At 65.7% G+C, this 18,336-nt stretch carries 21 protein-coding genes; 15 read left to right on the top strand and 6 right to left on the bottom strand.

Translation table 11 applies throughout. The annotated features are described in order from the left end of the window. The first annotated feature begins 34 nt into the window (after positions 1-34). The 6 genes from RAD15_RS28345 (at position 35) to RAD15_RS28320 (ending at position 4,068) form a co-directional block, all read left to right on the top strand. Complete coding sequence (locus RAD15_RS28345; RefSeq protein WP_458181505.1) at positions 35-229, top strand: twin transmembrane helix small protein; 195 nt, start codon at positions 35-37, stop codon at positions 227-229. Positions 230-231: 2 nt separating this feature from the next. Then, positions 232-804 carry a cob(I)yrinic acid a,c-diamide adenosyltransferase gene (locus RAD15_RS28340; protein ID WP_458181504.1) on the top strand — a complete coding sequence of 191 codons (573 nt, stop codon included), beginning with the start codon at positions 232-234 and terminating at the stop codon, positions 802-804. A gap of 127 nt (positions 805-931) precedes the next feature. Then, positions 932-1,681, top strand: coding sequence for an electron transfer flavoprotein subunit beta/FixA family protein (locus tag RAD15_RS28335; protein WP_271589480.1), 750 nt, complete (start codon positions 932-934; stop codon positions 1,679-1,681). Continuing rightward, a complete protein-coding gene (locus tag RAD15_RS28330; RefSeq protein WP_458181503.1) occupies positions 1,681-2,625 on the top strand; it encodes an electron transfer flavoprotein subunit alpha/FixB family protein in 945 nt (314 codons plus the stop codon). Before RAD15_RS28335 ends, RAD15_RS28330 begins: the two co-directional genes overlap by 1 nt. A 207-nt stretch (positions 2,626-2,832) precedes the next feature. Further along, positions 2,833-3,714 (top strand): 3-hydroxybutyryl-CoA dehydrogenase, encoded by an 882-nt coding sequence (locus RAD15_RS28325; protein ID WP_458181502.1) that lies wholly within the window; start codon positions 2,833-2,835, stop codon positions 3,712-3,714. A 159-nt stretch (positions 3,715-3,873) separates the two neighbouring features. Next, entirely contained in the window at positions 3,874-4,068 is a 195-nt protein-coding gene (locus RAD15_RS28320) for a hypothetical protein (protein WP_091960250.1), read from the top strand. 4 nt (positions 4,069-4,072) lie between these two features. Here the strand turns inward: RAD15_RS28320 and tlpA are convergent, their stop codons facing one another. Continuing rightward, positions 4,073-4,738, bottom strand: coding sequence for a thiol:disulfide interchange protein TlpA (tlpA, locus tag RAD15_RS28315; RefSeq protein WP_458181501.1), 666 nt, complete (start codon positions 4,736-4,738; stop codon positions 4,073-4,075). Between the two features lie 101 nt (positions 4,739-4,839). Between tlpA and argH the strand changes: the two genes are divergently transcribed. From argH to lysA, 3 genes are all read left to right on the top strand, one after another. After that, positions 4,840-6,237: an argininosuccinate lyase gene (gene argH / locus RAD15_RS28310; RefSeq protein ID WP_458181500.1), complete on the top strand. Its 1,398-nt coding sequence runs from the start codon at positions 4,840-4,842 to the stop codon at positions 6,235-6,237. 93 nt (positions 6,238-6,330) lie between these two features. Further along, the gene (gene lptM, locus RAD15_RS28305) at positions 6,331-6,621 is read left to right on the top strand and encodes an LPS translocon maturation chaperone LptM (protein ID WP_458181499.1); all 291 of its coding nucleotides are present in this window, start codon (positions 6,331-6,333) and stop codon (positions 6,619-6,621) included. Between the two features lie 22 nt (positions 6,622-6,643). After that, positions 6,644-7,909, top strand: a complete 1,266-nt coding sequence (gene lysA / locus RAD15_RS28300; RefSeq protein WP_458181498.1) for a diaminopimelate decarboxylase — start codon at positions 6,644-6,646, stop codon at positions 7,907-7,909. Between the two features lie 54 nt (positions 7,910-7,963). Here the strand turns inward: lysA and RAD15_RS28295 are convergent, their stop codons facing one another. Together RAD15_RS28295 and RAD15_RS28290 are read right to left on the bottom strand one after the other, a co-directional pair. Then, positions 7,964-8,872: an NAD(P)-dependent oxidoreductase gene (locus RAD15_RS28295; protein ID WP_458181497.1), complete on the bottom strand. Its 909-nt coding sequence runs from the start codon at positions 8,870-8,872 to the stop codon at positions 7,964-7,966. Between the two features lie 99 nt (positions 8,873-8,971). Then, positions 8,972-9,355: a carboxymuconolactone decarboxylase family protein gene (locus RAD15_RS28290; protein WP_008567285.1), complete on the bottom strand. Its 384-nt coding sequence runs from the start codon at positions 9,353-9,355 to the stop codon at positions 8,972-8,974. Positions 9,356-9,522: 167 nt separating this feature from the next. Here RAD15_RS28290 and RAD15_RS28285 point away from each other — a divergent pair, with 167 nt between their 5' ends. Both RAD15_RS28285 and RAD15_RS28280 read left to right on the top strand, forming a co-directional pair. Continuing rightward, the gene (locus RAD15_RS28285) at positions 9,523-11,445 is read left to right on the top strand and encodes a TIGR02302 family protein (RefSeq protein WP_458181496.1); all 1,923 of its coding nucleotides are present in this window, start codon (positions 9,523-9,525) and stop codon (positions 11,443-11,445) included. Further along, positions 11,433-12,584, top strand: a complete 1,152-nt coding sequence (locus RAD15_RS28280) for a DUF4175 family protein (protein ID WP_458181495.1) — start codon at positions 11,433-11,435, stop codon at positions 12,582-12,584. Before RAD15_RS28285 ends, RAD15_RS28280 begins: the two co-directional genes overlap by 13 nt. Positions 12,585-12,773: 189 nt before the next feature. On the opposite strand, the gene RAD15_RS28275 is transcribed toward RAD15_RS28280, so the two are convergent. Together RAD15_RS28275 and RAD15_RS28270 are read right to left on the bottom strand one after the other, a co-directional pair. Beyond that, the gene (locus tag RAD15_RS28275; RefSeq protein WP_458181494.1) at positions 12,774-13,148 is read right to left on the bottom strand and encodes a response regulator; all 375 of its coding nucleotides are present in this window, start codon (positions 13,146-13,148) and stop codon (positions 12,774-12,776) included. A 48-nt stretch (positions 13,149-13,196) separates the two neighbouring features. Beyond that, positions 13,197-14,072: an MJ0042-type zinc finger domain-containing protein gene (locus RAD15_RS28270; RefSeq protein ID WP_458181493.1), complete on the bottom strand. Its 876-nt coding sequence runs from the start codon at positions 14,070-14,072 to the stop codon at positions 13,197-13,199. 200 nt (positions 14,073-14,272) lie between these two features. Between RAD15_RS28270 and ftsE the strand changes: the two genes are divergently transcribed. The 4 genes from ftsE to RAD15_RS28250 all read left to right on the top strand — a co-directional run bounded on the left by ftsE (position 14,273) and on the right by RAD15_RS28250 (position 17,652). Beyond that, positions 14,273-14,932 (top strand): cell division ATP-binding protein FtsE, encoded by a 660-nt coding sequence (ftsE, locus tag RAD15_RS28265; protein WP_458181492.1) that lies wholly within the window; start codon positions 14,273-14,275, stop codon positions 14,930-14,932. Continuing rightward, entirely contained in the window at positions 14,925-15,893 is a 969-nt protein-coding gene (locus RAD15_RS28260; protein ID WP_458181491.1) for a cell division protein FtsX, read from the top strand. Before ftsE ends, RAD15_RS28260 begins: the two co-directional genes overlap by 8 nt. 269 nt (positions 15,894-16,162) lie before the next feature. Then, positions 16,163-16,867 (top strand): YdcF family protein, encoded by a 705-nt coding sequence (locus RAD15_RS28255; RefSeq protein WP_458181490.1) that lies wholly within the window; start codon positions 16,163-16,165, stop codon positions 16,865-16,867. An 11-nt stretch (positions 16,868-16,878) separates the two neighbouring features. Beyond that, positions 16,879-17,652: a lysophospholipid acyltransferase family protein gene (locus tag RAD15_RS28250; protein ID WP_458181489.1), complete on the top strand. Its 774-nt coding sequence runs from the start codon at positions 16,879-16,881 to the stop codon at positions 17,650-17,652. Here RAD15_RS28250 and RAD15_RS28245 read toward each other — a convergent pair. Then, positions 17,649-18,260, bottom strand: coding sequence for a gamma-glutamylcyclotransferase (locus RAD15_RS28245; RefSeq protein ID WP_458181488.1), 612 nt, complete (start codon positions 18,258-18,260; stop codon positions 17,649-17,651). The two genes, RAD15_RS28250 and RAD15_RS28245, sit on opposite strands and share 4 nt — an antisense overlap. Positions 18,261-18,336: the final 76 nt, after the last annotated feature.

Genomic DNA, 18,336 nt, shown 5'->3' with positions numbered 1-18,336 from the left:
AGCGAACCGGCACGCACGGTGTTATCTACCCCCAATGGCATCTGTCTTAAGTACTTTCATCCTGCCGGCGGCAGCCGGCGCCGTGGCGTTGGTGCTGCTGCTCGGCCTCGTCAACATGATGCGCGGCGGCTCGCCCAACACCTCGCAGAAGCTGATGCGCTGGCGCGTGCTGCTTCAGTTCGTGACGATCATCATCGCGATGATCGCGGTCTGGGCGATGGGACGCTGAACATGGTGGTACTGAACCGCATCTATACGAAGACCGGTGACGACGGCACGACAGCCCTCGGCTCGGGCGAGCGGCGTCCGAAATACGATCTGCGTATCGAGGCCTATGGCACGGTCGACGAGACCAATGCGGCGATCGGCGTGGTGCGGCTCCATACGCATGACGCGGCAGAACTCGATGCGATGCTCGGCCGCATCCAGAACGATCTGTTCGACCTCGGCGCTGACCTCGCGGTCCCCGAGCGCGAAGGCCAGGCCGAGCGGCTGCGGGTCGTGGCGAGCCAGGTCGAACGGCTCGAGCGCGACATCGACGCGCTGAACGACAAGCTCGCCCCGCTCACCTCCTTCGTGCTCCCCGGCGGCACGCCGGCGGCGGCCTATCTGCATATGGCGCGCACGATATGCCGCAGGGCGGAACGCGTGATGGTGGAACTGGCGGCCCGGCCAGGCGAGCCAGTCGGTGCGGCTGGCATCCAGTATATGAACCGCCTGTCGGACTTCCTGTTCGTGGCGAGCCGTGCCGCCAACCATAACGGCACCGGGGACGTGCTCTGGGTTCCGGGCCAGAACCGCTGACCCATTTGAGCTACCGCATTTCCAAGGTCTAAAATTTGGCCCGTTCGCGCGTTGACCGCGCCTAATCGGGCCTTTAGGTTCCGCGCCAGTTGATAATCCCCCTCCCAAATTGAGTGAAAGAGGATCGATGAAGGTCTTGGTGCCGGTAAAGCGGGTGGTCGATTACAACGTCAAGGTCCGCGTCAAGGGCGATGGATCGGGCGTTGAACTCGCCAACGTGAAGATGTCGATGAACCCGTTCGACGAAATCGCGGTCGAGGAAGCGTTGCGCCTGAAGGAAGGCGGCAAGGCCACCGAAGTCGTGGTGGTCTCCATTGGACCGGCACAGGCGTCGGAGACGATCCGCACCGGTCTCGCCATGGGTGCCGATCGCGGCATCCTCGTGAAGGCCGAAGGCACGGTCGAGCCGCTCGCTGTCGCCAAGATCCTGAAGAAGGTCGCCGAAGAAGAGCAGCCCGGCCTGATCATTCTCGGCAAGCAGGCGATCGACGACGACAGCAATCAGACCGGCCAGATGCTGGCTGCGCTGCTCGGCTGGTCGCAGGCGACCTTCGCCTCGAAGCTCGAGGTCGAAGGCTCCGACTTCAAGGTCACCCGCGAAGTCGACGGCGGTCTCCAGACCGTGAAGCTGAAGGGACCGGCGATCGTCACCACCGATCTCCGTCTCAACGAGCCGCGCTATGCCTCGCTGCCCAACATCATGAAGGCGAAGAAGAAGCCGATCGCCGAGAAGACCGTCGCCGATTACGGCGTCGACGTCGCCGCGCGCCTCGAGGTTCTCAAGACGACGGAGCCGGCGGGCCGCAAGGCGGGCGTCAAGGTCAAGGACGTCGCCGAGCTGGTGTCCAAACTCAAGAACGAAGCCGGGGTGCTCTGATGACGACGCTTCTGATTGCCGAACACGACAACGCGTCGCTGAAGGATTCGACCAACAAGGCTCTGACAGCGGCTGCCGCGCTCGGCGCGGACGTCGAGGTGCTGGTCGCCGGCCAGAACGCCAAGGCCGCGGCGGACGCCGCTGCCAAGCTTGCCGGCGTGAAGAAGGTGCTCCTCGCCGACGGTGACCTCTACGCGCACGATCTCGCCGAGCCGCTGGCCGCGCTGATCGTCTCGCTGGCGTCCGGCTATGATGCCATCGTCGCGCCCGCGACCTCGCGCTTCAAGAACGTGATGCCGCGTGTCGCCGCCCTGCTCGACGTCATGCAGGTCTCGGAGATCATCAAGGTCGTCGCGCCCGACACCTATGAGCGTCCGATCTATGCCGGCAACGCCATCCAGACGGTGAAGTCGAAGGACGCCAAGAAGGTCATCACGGTGCGGACCTCCACCTTCGCCGCAGCGGGTGAAGGCGGCAGCGCGCCGGTCGAGACCGTGGCGGCGGCTGCCGATCCGGCCCTGTCGACCTTCGTCGGCGAGGAGGTCGCCAAGAGCGATCGTCCCGAGCTGACCTCGGCCAAGATCATCGTCTCCGGTGGCCGCGCCATGCAGAGCCGCGAGAACTTCGCCAAGTACATCGAGCCGCTCGCCGACAAGCTCGGCGCCGGCGTCGGTGCCTCGCGCGCGGCGGTCGACGCCGGCTATGCGCCGAACGACTGGCAGGTTGGCCAGACCGGCAAGGTGGTGGCCCCCGAGCTCTATGTCGCGGTGGGCATTTCCGGCGCGATCCAGCATCTGGCCGGCATGAAGGACTCCAAGGTGATCGTCGCGATCAACAAGGACGAGGACGCGCCGATCTTCCAGGTCGCCGACTACGGCCTGGTCGCCGACCTCTACCAGGCGGTTCCGGAGCTGACGGCCGAACTCGGCAAGCTCGGCAAGTAAAACGCGTTAAAAACACCGGCCGGAGGCATCAACTCCGGCCGGTGTTTCATTTTTGAGGCGTTTTCTTTGGCGTGGGACACGCCGGGGAAGCGATCCAATCTAGGTTTCGGGCCAAGGTTCTGATTAAATCAAGCTTCTGATCAATCAGACCTCCCGGCTCGGGGGATAGGCAGGCGCGATATGCGCGCCGTTCCGGTGGATGACATTATGGCGGCAGTGATCAAGAAGGTCGGCGTGATCGGCGCGGGGCAGATGGGCAATGGCATCGCGCATGTTGCGGCGCTGGCCGGCTTCGACGTGGTGCTCAACGACGTTTCGGCCGATCGCCTCAAGTCGGGCATGGCCACCATCAACGGCAATCTGGCGCGCCAGGTCTCCAAGAAGGCCGTCTCCGAGGACGACAAGTCCAAGGCGATGGCGCGCATCACCCTTGCCGAGAAGCTGGACGACCTCGCCGATTGCGATCTCGTGATCGAGACCGCGGTCGAGAAGGAAGAGGTCAAGCGCAAGATTTTTCACGAACTCTGCGCAGTGCTGAAGCCCGAGGCGATCGTCGCCTCCGATACGTCCTCGATCTCGATCACCCGGCTTGCCGCCGCTACCGACCGGCCCGAGCGCTTCATCGGCATTCACTTCATGAATCCGGTGCCGCTGATGGAACTGGTGGAGCTGATCCGCGGCATCGCCACCGACGATTCGACCTTCGAGGCGTCCAAGGAATTCGTCGCCAAGCTCGGCAAGCAGGTCGCCGTCTCCGAGGATTTCCCGGCCTTCATCGTCAACCGCATCCTGCTGCCGATGATCAACGAGGCGATCTACACTCTGTATGAAGGCGTCGGCAACGTCGAGGCGATCGACGCGGCGATGAAGCTCGGCGCGCATCATCCGATGGGCCCGCTGGAGCTTGCCGATTTCATCGGCCTCGATACGTGTCTCTCCATCATGCAGGTGCTGCATGAGGGCCTGGCCGATTCCAAGTACCGTCCGTGCCCGCTGCTGGTGAAATACGTCGAGGCCGGCTGGCTTGGCCGCAAGACCCAGCGCGGCTTCTACGATTACCGTGGCGCCAAGCCGGTTCCGACGAGGTAAGGGCTCTCTCGTGCCCCGGACGCAGCGCGGCACGCAGTGACGCACCGCAGAGCCGGGACACGGAACAACCCCCATTGGCACGCATCCATCCGCCCTGTGACAATTCATGTCGCGTTAACCTCTCGCGCCTAGGTTACAGCCGGTACGAGGGTTCGCGTAATGGACATGATGGCAATGGTCAGCACCATGCTGGCCGCTCAGCAGGGCGCGCTGCAGTCGAATATCTCGGCGACGCTGACCAAGCAGAACATGGATATGGAGAAATCCACCGTCCTGACGCTGATGGGCGCCGGTCAGCCTTCGCTCGCCAATGTCGGTGCCGGCGTCGGCGGCAACCTCAACGTGACCGCCTGAACTTTTAAAGCGACGCGGCGGCCTTGCCGGTCGCCGCCCGGAGCAGCTTGAGCGCATCCTCGCTCGCCCATTCCGCCGGCCCCGCGATCGTCGCGATCTCGCAGCCCTGCGGGTCGACCAGCACCGAGGTCGGCATGCCCAGGGCCCGGCCTATGGCCTTAAGATCCTGAAAAACCTTTGCTTTCTGGTCGTTGAAATAGCCGAGCCGGGTCAGATTGGCCTCTTTCAGGAAGGTTTTGGGCTTCTCGGGATCGCGGGTGTCGATATTGATCGCCACCACCTCGAAATTCGGGCCCGACAGCTTGCCCTGGAGCTCGTCCAGCGCCGGCATTTCCTTGCGGCAGGGCACGCACCAGGTGGCCCAGAGGTTCACCAGCAGCGTCTTGCCGCGGAAATCGGACAGTTTCCTCGGCTTGCCGTCGGAATCCTCGAAGGCGAGGTCGGGCAGCTTCAGGGGGGCGCTCGCCATGGTCAGGGCCGCCACCTCGCCGTGGGCGAGCGGGGCGATCTTTTGCGCCGTGGCCACCGCCGGCTTGCAGGTCGGATCGCCTGACGGAGCCCGGCTCAGGCCCAGCCCGTACAGCGCGGCGAAGCCGGCCAGGCCCCCGATCGCCACGGTGGCGATGACGAGGGGGATCCGGCGCGTGGCGGAGGGCTTCTGGTCGAGCATATCGTTTGTCATCCGGTCGCAGATATGGCTATCAGGGGCCTCTTAATACGGCTGGCCTCGGCCAGCAAACATGCGGCAAAGCAAGGCGTGAGCAGGGGATCATGAGCAACAAGATGTGGGGCGGCCGGTTCTCGGAACGTCCCGACGAGATCATGGAAGAGATCAACGTCTCCATCGACGTCGATCGTCACCTCTTTGCCCAGGACATTGCCGCGTCCAAGGCCCACGCCGCGATGCTCGCCAACCAGGGCATCATCACGGCCTCTGATGCGAAAAATATCGGCAAGGGTCTAGACACGATTTTGTCAGAGATCGGCAAGGGCGGCTTCACGTTCAAGCGCGCGCTCGAGGACATTCACATGAATGTCGAGAGCCGCTTGTCGGAGCTGATCGGCCCCGCCGCCGGCCGCCTGCACACCGCGCGCTCGCGCAACGATCAGGTTGCGACCGATTTCCGTCTCTATGTCCGCGATGTCCTCGATGAGACCGATGCGGCGCTCGCCGCGTTCCAGCAGGCGCTGGTCGAACGCGCGCTGGAGCATGCCGCAACCGTCATGCCCGGCTTCACGCATCTGCAGACCGCGCAGCCGGTGACCTTCGGCCACCATCTGCTCGCCTATGTCGAGATGGCCGCGCGCGACCGCGGCCGCTTCCAGGACGCGCGCAAGCGGCTCAATGAATCCCCGCTCGGCGCCGCCGCGCTCGCCGGCACCTCGTTCCCGATCGACCGCCACGCCACTGCGAAGGCGCTTGGCTTCGACCGTCCGATGGCAAACTCGCTCGACGCCGTCTCCGACCGCGACTTCGTGCTGGAGACGCTCTCGGCCGCCTCGATCTGCGCCGTGCACATGTCGCGCTTTGCCGAGGAGATCGTGATCTGGACCTCGCCGCTGGTCGGCATGATCCGCCTCAGCGACAAGTTCACGACCGGCTCCTCGATCATGCCGCAGAAGCGTAACCCTGACGCTGCCGAGCTGGTCCGCGCCAAAACCGGCCGCGTCATCGGCGCGCTCAACGGTCTGTTGATCGTGATGAAGGGCCTGCCGCTCGCCTATCAAAAGGACATGCAGGAGGACAAGCAGGGCGCGATGGAAGGCTTTGCCGCGCTGTCGCTGGCGATCCGCGCCATGACCGGCATGGTTCGCGATCTCGTGCCCGACGAGGCGAAGATGAAGGCGGCTGCCGGTGAGGGCTATGCCACCGCGACCGATCTTGCCGACTGGCTGGTGCGGACGCTGAAGATGCCGTTCCGCGAGGCGCACCACGTTACGGGCCGCATCGTGGCCAAGGCCGCCGAGAGCGGCGTGGCGCTGCATGAGCTGCCGCTGAGGGAGATGCAGGCGATCGAGCCGAAGATCACCAAGGACGTGCTCGGCGTGCTCTCGGTCGAATCGTCGGTGAAGAGCCGGACCAGCTTTGGCGGCACCGCGCCGAAGAACGTGACGTCGCAGGCCAAGGCCTGGGCGAAGCGGCTGGAAAAAGAGCGAAAATTGGGCTGAGGGCAAAATTTCGCTTATCTTTCATGCTCATCCGGCTCTCGCCAGAGCGCGCCAATCTCTGTATGGTGCGCCGCGCGTAGTGGGGATTTCGTCGTGACGTCAAAGTTTCGCCCGGCCGGCTCGGGGTGGGCCATCATTGTCTTGAGCCTGAGCGCGCTCGCGCTGGCCGGCTGCGGCCGCAAGGGCCCGCTGGATTTGCCGCCGACCGCCTCCAGCGCGTCCACGGCCAATGGCGTCGCGCCGACCGACACCGAGACCGAAGCCCAGAAGACGCCGAGCGTGTTCAATCCCACCTACGGTGCGGATGCCCCGCCCGCGGCGGCCAAGGGCAAGAAGAAATCGTTTATTCTCGACCCGCTCCTGGACGACAAGCCCAGCAGATAGCTGGGGCAACCGAGCCAACGCCATGAACCATTTCGACTACCGCAACGGCGTGCTGCACGCCGAGGCGGTGAACCTGTCCGAGCTCGCCGCGACCGTAGGCACGCCGTTCTATTGCTATTCGACCGCAACGCTGGAGCGGCACTACCGCGTCTTCACCGAGGCCTTCGCCGGCGAGAAGGTGCTGGTCTGCTACGCCATGAAGGCGAACTCCAACCAGTCGGTGCTGCGCACGCTGGCCAGGCTCGGCGCCGGCGCCGACGTGGTCTCCGGCGGCGAATTGAAGCGCGCGCTGGCCGCCGGCATTCCCGCTGGCAAGATCGTCTTCTCCGGTGTCGGCAAGACCGAGGAAGAGCTGCGCGCCGCGCTCGCCGCCGACATCCTCTGTCTCAATGTCGAATCCGAGCCGGAGCTCGAGCTATTGTCGCGGCTTGCGACCGAGACGGGAAAGACCGCGCGCATCTCGTTGCGCGTCAATCCCGATGTCGATGCCGGCACGCACGCCAAGATCTCGACCGGCAAGTCCGAGAACAAGTTCGGCATCCCGATCGTGCATGCCCGCGAGGTCTATGCGCGCGCCGCAAAGCTGCCGGGCATCGAGGTGACCGGAACCGACGTGCATATCGGCAGCCAGATCACCGACCTCTCCGGCATGGAGACTGCGTTTCGCATCCTCTCCGAGTTCGTGCAGACGCTGCGCTCCGACGGCCACAACATCAGCCACGTCGATTTCGGCGGCGGCCTCGGCATTCCCTACTACATGGACCGCGAGGCGCCGCCGGCGCCTGCCGCCTATGCCGCCATGGTCAAGCGCGTCAGTCACAATCTCGGCTGCACGCTGATGTTCGAGCCGGGGCGCATGATCGTCGGCAACGCCGGCATCCTGGTCGCCAAGGTGATCTACGTGAAGCACGGTGACGGCAAGAACTTCGTCATCATCGACGCCGCCATGAACGACCTCATTCGTCCGACGCTGTATGAAGCCCACCATGACATCCTGCCGGTGACGCAGCCCGCCAAGGGCGCCGCCACCATCACGGCCGACGTCGTCGGTCCGGTCTGCGAGACCGGCGATTACCTCGCCCTCGATCGCACGCTGCCGACGCCGAAGGCGGGCGATCTCATCGCCATCATGACCGCCGGCGCCTATGGCGCGGTGCAGGCCGGCACCTACAATACCCGCCCGCTGGTGCCCGAGGTGCTGGTGAAGGACGACCAGTACGCGGTAGTGCGTCCGCGCATCGAGGTCGAGCAGCTGATCGCGATGGATCAGCCGGCGCCGTGGTTGTGAGACCGCCTCGCTCAACAATTACGGTGTCGTCCCGGCGACGGCGGAAGGCAGGCGCTACTTCCCCGCCAATCCGCCCTTCGCCCCACCCACCACAACACCCGCCTTCTTCTCGATCGGCTTGATCGCCGCGGTGAAATCCGACTCGGCGCCTTCCGTGCTGATCACGGTCTCCCAGAGACGTCCGACCGCGTCCGCAACCTCCATCGACAGGCCGAGCTGCTTCATTTCCTCCAGCGCCAGCCGCACGTCCTTCACCATCAATCCGGTGGCAAAGCCGAAGTCGAAGGTTCGCGGCAGCACCGCGCGCGGAAACTTGTCGCGGCTTGCGGTGTTCATGCCGGAGCCTGCGTTGATGACGTCGATCATCACGGCGGGATCGAGCCCGGCTTTCACGCCCATCACCACGGCTTCCGACGTCGCCACGATGGCGGTGGCCGACAGGAAATTGTTGGCGAGCTTCATGGTCTGCGCCGCACCCGGCTTCTCGCCGATGAAGAACACCTTTCCGATCACGTCGAGCGCGGGCTTGAGCAGCTCGAACTCCGCCTTCGGCCCCGACACCATCACCGCCAGCGTGCCCTTCTCGGCACCGCCGACGCCGCCGGAGACGGGGCAGTCGATCTGCACGATGTTGTTCTTGGCGAGTAGGCCGTGAATCTTCACCGCCATCGCGGATCCGACGGTCGACAGATCGATGAAGCGTTTTGCGCGGCTGCCCTCGATCACGCCGTTCTCGCCCGTCGCGACCGCGAGCGAGGCCTGCAGCGAGGGCAGGCTCGCCATTACCGTCTCCACCTTGTCGGCGACGTCCTTCGGCGACGTCGCAGCCGTGGCCCCGCGCGCCACGAGCTTGTCCGTGACCTCCTTGCGCGTGTCGAACACGACGAGCTTGTGCCCCGCCTCGATCAATCGCCGCGCCATCGGGAAACCCATGTTTCCGAGGCCGATGAATCCGATGTCCATGGTGTTTCCTTGTGCTTGTTATTCGTTGTTTGTCGAACGGCTCACGGTCACCCTCGACGATGGGTGAGGGACTTCGCGTCCCTCACCTTAAGCTGCGCCTCACGCCTTCCCATCAATCTCCGCGAACACCTCGCGCGCGATGCGAAAACTGTCGACCGCGGCCGGCATGCCGCCATAGATCGCGACCTGCATCAGGATCTCGCGGATCTCGTCGCGGGTGACGCCGTTGGTCAGCGCGCCCTTCAAATGCGCGCGAAACTCGTGCTGGCGGTTGAGGATCGCGATCATCGCGATGTTGAGCATGCTGCGGGTCTTGCGCGGCAGCTCCTCGCGGCCCCACACCGTGCCCCAGCAATATTCGTTCAGCATCTCCTGGAACGGGCGGTTGAAATCGTCGACGTTCTTCAGGGCGTTGTTGACATAGGCCTCGCCCAGTACCGCTTTGCGGACTTCCAGGCCCTTGTCGTGCATCTTCTTGTCCATGGCGTTTCCTTCAATTCCTTGGGAATGGCGGCGCGGAAATTAGGGGGTTGCGGCGGGCCAGTCACGTCCTCGTGTTATGCGGGAAAAGGGGTGTCTCCCGTACAGGAACGGATGCCTCAGTGCTGCCGTTGTGGTACGCTTCTCTACCGGGCAACCTGGAGAGCTTATTGAACGGCGTCACCCCCGACCCGTCAGACCCGATCCGCAACAGTGACGCTCTGTCGCGGCTGAAGCTGGCGCAGGCCCTCGAGCGGGCCACTTATGCCATCGCGTGGGAACGTGCCTGGCCGCATCTGGCGCGGGTGCTGACCATCGTCGGGTTATTCCTGGTGGTGTCCTGGGCCGGTCTCTGGCTGGCCTTGCCGTCCGTCGCCCGCGCCATCGGCCTCGTCGTTTTCGCCGGCATCGCGATTGCCGTCCTGCTTCCGCTGGTCAGCTTCCGCTGGCCGAGCCGCGAGGAGGCTCTGGGCCGGCTCGACCGCGGCTCCGGCATCCGCCACCGCCCGGCCACGACGCTCACGGACACGCTGAGCTCGCAGGACCCGGTTGCGCAGGCATTGTGGCAAGCGCAGCGCGAGCGCACGCTGGCCTCGCTCAAGCGCATCCGCGCTGGTCTGCCGCAGCCGCGGCTCGCTTTGCACGACCCCTGGGCGTTGCGCGCGCTGGTCATGGTGATGCTGGTTGCGACCTTCTTCGCCGCCGGCGACGAACGTGCGATGCGGCTCGGGTCCGCCTTCGACTGGAACGGCGTGCTGGCGCCGACGAATGTCCGCGTTGACGCCTGGGTCACGCCGCCGCTCTACACCGGCAAGCCGCCGATCATCCTGTCGGCCGCCAACAAGGAGGCCGCGGCGTTGCCGGCCTCCGGCCCGCTCGCCGTGCCCGCCGGCTCGACCCTGATCGTGCGCTCCTCCGGCGGCACCTTGGACGTCACCGTCTCCGGCGGCCTCAAGGAGGTCGCCCCCACTGAGGCCACGCCCAAGGGCACCAACGAGAAGCACTTCACCATCACCGGCGACGGCACCGCGCATGTCCGCGCGCCCTCCGGCCAGCCGCAATGGGCGTTTGCGGCAACGCCGGACCGTCCGCCTACGATCGCGCTCGCCAAGGATCCCGAGCGCCAGGCGCGCGGCGGGCTGCAGCTCTCCTACAAGATCGAGGACGATTACGGCGTCACCGGTGCCGACGCGCAAATTGCCCTGCGGCCTGCGGACGCCAAGGATGGCGGTAAGGATGGCGGCGCGCGCCCGCTGTTCCAGCCGCCGCAATTCCCGCTCGTGTTGCCGAATGCGCGCACCCGCAATGGCGTCGGCCAGACCGTGAAGGACCTCAGCGAGGATCCCTATGCCGGCGCCGACGTCACGCTGACGCTGACCGCGAAGGACGAGGCCGGCAACGAGGCGAAAAGCGAGCCCTTCAACATGCGCCTGCCCGAGCGCCTGTTCACGAACTCGCTCGCGCGCGCGCTGATCGAGCAGCGCCGCATCCTCGCGCTCGACGCCAACAAGAATTCAGACGTCTACGTCGCCCTCGATGCGCTGATGATCGCGCCGGAATTGTTCACGCCGGATGCCGGCTGCTATCTCGGCCTGCGCAGCCTGGCGGCCCAGCTGGAGGCTGCCCGCACCGACGAGGCGCTGCGCAATGTGGTGGCGAGCATGTGGGCGTTCGCGGTCACCATCGAGGACGACGGTGTCGCCGGCAGCGTCAACGCCGCGCTGCGCTCCGCGCAGGACGCGCTCAAGCGGGCGCTGGAACGCGGTGCCAGCGAGGATGAGATCCGGGTGCTGACGCAGAAGCTCCGTGAAGCCATGGCCGGCAAGGTGCGCGATCTCGCGCGGCGCGCCGAGCAGAATCCGCTCGGGCCCCGGCAGCCATTCCCGGCGGAGGTCCAGCTCATCCTCGACAAGGCCGTCGAGCTGAAACAGAAGACCCAGAAAGCCACGCCCGACCAGCTCGAAGAACTGTCGAAGCAGCAGGACGCGTTGCGGGAGCAGCTTCAGGCCTATCGCAAGTCGGCGAACAACCGGGCGAAGGCGGGCAACGACGGGGCCAACCAGTTTACGCGGGACCGGAAATGCGGAAGCTAGCACGAGCGCCAGTCTTCAAGGCGATCTCGATCGCCTGCCTCGCCTTGCTGTTGGGCGGCGTCTCGCCGGTCGCTGCCCAGCTGGATCAGGATCCCGACGCGCTGCTCGACAGCGCGGAAAAGGCGATGCAGGATTCCGGCGACAGCCTCAGGCAGAAGGAATCCGGGAAGAGCCTGAACAATCAGTCCGACGCCATCCAGAAGCTCGAGGAATACAAGCGCGCGACCGAACGAAGCCAGTCCTCAAGTCGCGATCGCAACGTCATCACGCAACGCGATCTGGACGAGCTGTTGAAGCAGATCGAGAAGGCGGCGCGCGAGGGCAACCGCGAGGCGGCCCAGCGCATGCTCGAGCAGCTCGCGCAGATCATGGAAAATCTCCAGATGGCGCAGCCCGGGCAATCCGGCGACAGCGACATGGAGCAGGCGCTCAACGAGCTCAGCGACATGATCCGCAAGCAGCAGCAATTGCGTGACAAGACCTTCAAGCAGGGCCAGGACTCCCGGCGTGACCGCTCGCGCGGCAAGCAGCAGGGCGACCAGTCGATGTCGGACCTCCAGCAGGATCAGCAGTCGCTGCGCGACCGTCTGAAGAAGTTGCAGGACGAGCTCGCCAAGCGCGGCCTCACGCAGAAGGGACAAAAGGGCCAGAAGCAGCAAGGGCAGAAGGGTCAGCAGGGCGAGCAGGGACAGTCCGGCCAGGATGGCGATCAGGCCGGCGACCAGGGCGACGACGACGGCAGCCTGGACACCGCCGACGGTGCCATGGGCGATGCCGGTTCGAAGCTCGGCGAGGGCAATGCCGACGGTGCCGTGGACTCGCAAGGGAAGGCTCTCGAGGCCTTGCGCAAGGGCGCGCAGAAGATGGCCGAGGCGATGCAGCAGGGCGATGGTGACGGGCAGGGCGATGGTCCCGGCAACCGGAACGGCCGTCAGCAGAGCGGCGCCAATCAGACCGACCCGCTCGGCCGCCCCCTCCATGGCCGCGACCTCAGCGACGACTACACGGTGAAGATCCCCGGCGAGATCGACGCCCAGCGCGTCCGCCGCATCCTCGAAGAACTCCGCCGCCGCCTCGGGGACACCTCGCGCCCGCAGATCGAGCTCGACTACATCGAGCGGCTGCTGAAGGATTTTTGAGGAAGGGCTCTCTCCCCAATGTCGTCCTGGCCTAGCGCGCAATTGCGCGCGGGGAGCCAGGACGACATCGAGTGGGTGGGGGCGATGTCGCCTCTCAGCGGCGGTGCGTAGCCCGGATGAGCGAAGCGATATCCGGGGCCGCTGGTCCCGCATGTCGCTACGCTCATGCGGGCTACGACATTCGAGCCGCTACCCCTTCTTCGCCGCCAGCGCATCCGCCACGGCGGTGCGGATGTCGGCGACCGAGAATGGTTTCGTCACGACGTCATGCACCAGCGCATTGAGGTTCGAGGCGCGCTCGCGCTGGTCGGCAAAGCCGGTCATCAGCAAAATCGTCAAATCGGGGAAATCGCGCGCGGCGGAGAGCGCCAGTGCGATGCCGTCCATGATGGGCATCTGGATGTCGGTGAGCAGCAGGTCGAACGCGCCGTCCTCGCGGGTCAGGATCTCCAGCGCCTCGGCGCCGTCCTGCGCGGTGATGGTTTCGTGGCCGTCCATGGCGATGGCGCGCGCCACCAGCTGGCGCATCGAATCCTCGTCGTCGGCGATCAGGATTTTCGGCATGAGACCAACCTTGGGATCAACCCTCCCGTGCGGGACCTGCGAGATCGATTATACGCTGCCGCCGGCAATGTCGCGCCGGTTGAAGAAGCGAACGTCGATATTGCGGCCCTCCGGCGGCGGCGAGGCCAGGCGCGAGCGGAAGAAGGCGCGTTCGCCGGGCTGCAGCACGGTCTGTTCCAGAACCGAATTCCAGGCGTAGATCTCCGCGCCCTGCGCGTCGCGGACGGCAAAGCGCAGCCGCGGGATATCGAGCGGCTTCTTGCCCTGGCCGACGATCACGCCCTCGATCACCAGCACCTGCTTACCGTCCACGGTCTCGCTGGAGAGCTTGACGTCCTTGAAGGCCAGCCCCCTCAGATTAACCTCGAGTCCGACCATCTTGTAGAACGCCGCCGTCTGCGGCAGCAGCCGCACCATGTCGCCGCGCCAGATCACGAGCGCCAGCACCAGCGCGCCCATGGCGGCACAGGCCGTCGGCAGGCCGAAATGGGATTTTCGCGGTGCCGTGGTGGCGACCGGGCGGCTCACCCGCGCCCCGCGGCGGGAGAACAGGCCGCGGAACCAGGATTGGTGCTGCGCGCCGGCGACGTCTTCCTCGGCGGCCCTGGCCGCCGCTGACCACTCGTCCTCGATCTCCTTGGCATCTTCGGCCGGCCAGTCGCTGGCGATGGAGGGGCTGTCGACGATGGGGGCATCAGCGGCGCCGTCGTTGGCGTAGGAGTTCCACTGCTCAGCGAGATCGGACTGGTCGTCGGCCTGGCTGGCAGCGGCCATAGCCGGGATGGACGCCTCCTCGATGGCATCCTCGGCATGGGCGACCCAGGTTTCCTTGCAGCGGGAGCAGCGCACCGTCCGTCCATTTGCCCCCAGGCTCGCAAGCTTGATGGCGTAGGATGTCGTACAATGGGGGCAGACGATATGCATGGACGAGCCTTGATGCATGAACGAGGTCTTGGACCAGTCTTGACGATGACCCGGTCGCGGAGAACCGGGCGGCAGGGATGTCACCCAATATGCTACAGGGTGACCGTTAACGAACCGGAAACCATAACGGCCGCAAAACCCGGTGATCGCGTGTAGCGGAGCGCAGTGCGGCCCGCGCCCCCTCTCGAACGGAGCTGAGCTTGGTTCGGTTCGAAAATGTCGGATTGCGTTACGGTCTGGGGCCGGAGATCCTGCGCGATCTCAGTTTCCAGATCCCGGCGCATTCCTTCCAGTTCCTCACCGGCCCGTCCGGCGCCGGCAAGACCTCGCTTTTGCGCCTGCTGTTCCTGTCGCACCGGCCGACGCGCGGCCTCGTCAATCTGTTCGGCCACGACATCTCACAGCTCGGCAAGGACGAGATCGCGGACTTGCGCAAGCGCATCGGCATCGTGCTCCAGGATTTCCGTCTGCTCGACCACATGACGACGTATGAGAATGTCGCGCTGCCGTTCCGCGTCATGGGTCGCAGCGAGTCGAGCTACCGCAAGGAGGTGATCGATCTCCTGAAATGGGTCGGCCTCGGCGAGCGCATGGATGCGCTGCCGCCGATCCTGTCCGGCGGTGAGAAGCAGCGCGCGGCGATCGCGCGCGCGGTGATCTCGCGGCCGCAACTGCTGCTCGCGGACGAGCCGACCGGCAGCGTCGACCCCACGCTCGGCCGCCGCCTGCTGCGGCTGTTCATCGAGCTCAACAAGTCAGGCACCGCCGTCATCATCGCGACCCACGACATCGGCCTGATGGACCAGTACGAGGCGCGGCGGCTAGTGCTGCATCAGGGACGGCTGCACGTCTATGAGTAGGACCGACGAGCGCGGCGTGCTGGTGGATCTCGGACAAGAGCGTCCGCAGCTTCCGGCCAAGGCACGCAACATGTCGCCGATCGTGCCGCGCGCCTCGATCCACGGCCGCGCGCTGGTCGCCGTCGTCGCCATCATGACCTTCCTCGCCTCGATGACGACGGGTACGGTGCTGCTGGTCAGCGCCTCCGCCGCCGAATGGCAATCGGACGTCGCCAGCGAAATCACCATCCAGGTCCGCCCGCAGACCGGCCGCGATCTCGAACGCGACACCGCGGCGGTGACCGAGGCGATGCGCGCGCAGGCCGGCATCGTCGAGGTCAAGCCGTTCAGCAAGGACGAGAGCGGCAAGCTGCTCGAGCCCTGGCTCGGCACGGGGCTGTCGATGGACGATCTGCCGGTGCCGCGCATGATCATCGCGCGCGTGCAGCCTGGCACGGCGCTCGATCTCGTCGCCTTGCGCGCCCGCGTGACCCAGGTCGCGCCGAGCGCCAGCGTCGACGATCACCGCGCATGGATCGAGCGCATGCGCTCGATGACCAACGCCACCGTGCTTGCCGGCCTCGGCATCCTCGCGCTGGTCATCATCGCCACCATCATCTCGGTGTCGTTCGCGACGCGCGGCGCCATGGCGGCGAACCGTCCGATCGTCGAGGTCCTGCATTTCGTCGGCGCCGGCGATCGCTACATCGCCAACCGCTTCCTGCGGCATTTCCTCAGGCTGGGCCTCGAGGGCGGCGTGATCGGCGGCGGCGTCGCCATGCTGGTGTTCGGCTTCTCCGAGTCGATCGCCGGCTGGTTTTCCGGCACCCCCGTCGGCGACCAGTTCGCAGCCCTGCTCGGCACCTTCTCGCTGCGGCCATCCGGCTACATCGTGCTCGCGGTGCAGGCGGTCCTGATCGGCGCCATCACCGCGGTGGCTTCGCGCCAGACCCTGTTCGCGACGCTGAATGATGTGGATTGAGTTGATTTCTTCCTTCTCCCCTTGTGGGAGAAGGTGGCGCGAAGCGCCGGATGAGGGGTTTTCTCCGCGGATTCAAATGAGAGCTAGACTCGTGGAGACAGACCCCTCACCCGTCTCGCCGCTGCGCGCCGAGCCACCCTCTCCCACAAGGGGAGAGGGAAAGAGCTCGCCGCCTGAGTATTCTTTGCGTTCACAGAGCCCAACAAACCGGACTCCACTTCGCCTCAAAACGTCCTAAAATCATCCGGGGAAGGGACCACCGACATCGCATGACCTCGCCGACCGACGATCGATCGCCGAAACTGCCGCGCGGCTGGCTGCGCGCGATAATCGTGTCGGCGATCGCGTTCGCCTTCGTCGGCGCGGCGGCGGGCTTCGTTGCGTTCCTGTCGCAATTGCGCGGCGCCGAGCTTGCGCCGGACCGCAAGGCGGACGGCATCGTGGTCTTGACCGGCGGCTCCTCCCGGGTGTCGGATGCGATGGAGCTCCTGGCGGCCGGCTACGGCAGGCGGCTCCTGATCTCGGGCGTGCACCCGACGTCGACGGCGAGCGACATCTCCCGGACCCTGCCGGAGAACCAGTCCTTCATGACCTGTTGCGTCGACCTCGATCGCACCGCGCTCACGACCCGCGGCAATGCGGCGGAGGCACGGCGCTGGGCGCACGAGCGCCGGTTCAAATCGCTGATCGTGGTGACCTCGAACTATCACATGCCGCGCGCGCTGGTGGAATTCTCGCATGCGATGCCGGAGACGACGCTGATTCCGTTCGCGGTGGTCGGCGACAAATGGCGCGAGGAGCCATGGTGGACCTCGGCCTCGACGCTGCGGCTGCTGCTGTCGGAATATGTCAAGTACATCGCGGCCGAGCTCAGGGTACGGCTGGAAGATTTCGGGATTGACCTTTCGCCCGAGATGTCGGAGCAGCCTCCCGGGCTGCAGCCGAAGCGGCCCGCCACCGCACAGGCCAATTGATCGGATCGTCGATGTTCTTGATTTTCCTGCGCTCGCTCCTATTCAACGTGCTGTTCTACGCCGTGCTGGTGTGCCTCGCGATCGTGGCGCTGCCGACCTTTGCATTGCCGCCGCGCGCGATGCTGACGGTCGCGCAGTGCTGGGCGAAGGCAACGCTGTTTCTGATGCGGGTGGTCTGCAGCATCAAGGTGGAATTCCGCGGCGTCGAGAAAATTCCAGAGGGACCGTTGGTGATCGTGGCGAAGCATCAGTCGTTCTGGGAGACGTTCGTGTTGCCCGGGTTCTTCGATCGCCCGATCTTCATCCTCAAGCGCCAACTCATGCAGATTCCGGTGTTCGGTCAGTTCCTGGTCAAGACCGGAATGATCGCGATCGATCGCAAGGCCGGCGTGAAGGCGCTTCTGGACATGACGCGGCGCGCACGCGAAGCGGTGCGCTCGGGCCGCCAGCTCGTCATTTTTCCGGAAGGCACGCGTCGGGCGCCGGGCGCGCCGCCCGACTACAAGACCGGCTTTGCGCAGATCTATTCGTCTTGCGGCGTGCAGTGCCTGCCGATCGCGCTCAATTCCGGCCTGTTCTGGCCGCGCCGGACCTTCATGCGCTATCCCGGCACGCTGGTGGTGGAGTTTCTCGATCCCTTGCCCGCAGGCCTGCCGAAGGACGAATTTCTCTCCCGTGTGCAGACAGCGATCGAAGAGGCGACCGGCCGCCTCGTCGAGGCGGGCCGCAGGGAGCAGGAGCAGTTGATCGGCTCAGCGCCGAGCTATGCTCCCTCGGAGCGCTAGCGGTTCTCTTGATCTTCCGCGGGAGCCGGCGCGTGCAGGGAATGCGCATCGCCATGCAGCATGGTCGCGAGCTGATGCAGCTGGGTGTCGCGAAAGCCTTCGGCCTCGATCGCCTTCACCGTCGCGGTCACGTAGTCGCGGTTGGCGCCGGACTGGCCGTGGCCCTGGATCACGTGGCGGTGCTGGTCGGCGAGCGACAGCCGGCCGGCATATTGGACGTGGCCGCGATCGACCACATAGGCGAGCGCAGAGACGCGCTGCCGCGCATCGTTCTCCAGCCAAACCGAGCGCATCACCTCGCGATAGACCGAGGTGACCTGCTCGCGCGCGCGCAAATAAGCGACGACGTCGGCGCGGTCCTCTTCAGCGACGCGGAAGGCGATGCCGCGACAGGCGCCGCCGCGGTCGAGCCCGAGCACCAGGCCCGGCTTCTCCGGCGTGCCGCGATGCACGAAGGAATAGACGCAGAGCGCGCGATGCTCGCCGACCAGCCGGGCCGGGACGCGTTCCCTAAATTCGAAGCCCGGCCGCCACATCAGCGAGCCGTAGCCGAACACCCAGAGGTCGCCCGTGGCGGTGGAGACGGAGGGGAGGGTGATTTCCGACATTTCGGGCACGGCTACCAGAACGGCGCCCTCAAGCGAAGCGAATTCTCCGCCTTTCGGAGCAAGCCAACCTCGCTTA

Source organism: Bradyrhizobium sp. 14AA, assembly GCF_054185205.1.
This window is presented reverse-complemented; position numbering and strand designations above follow the sequence as displayed.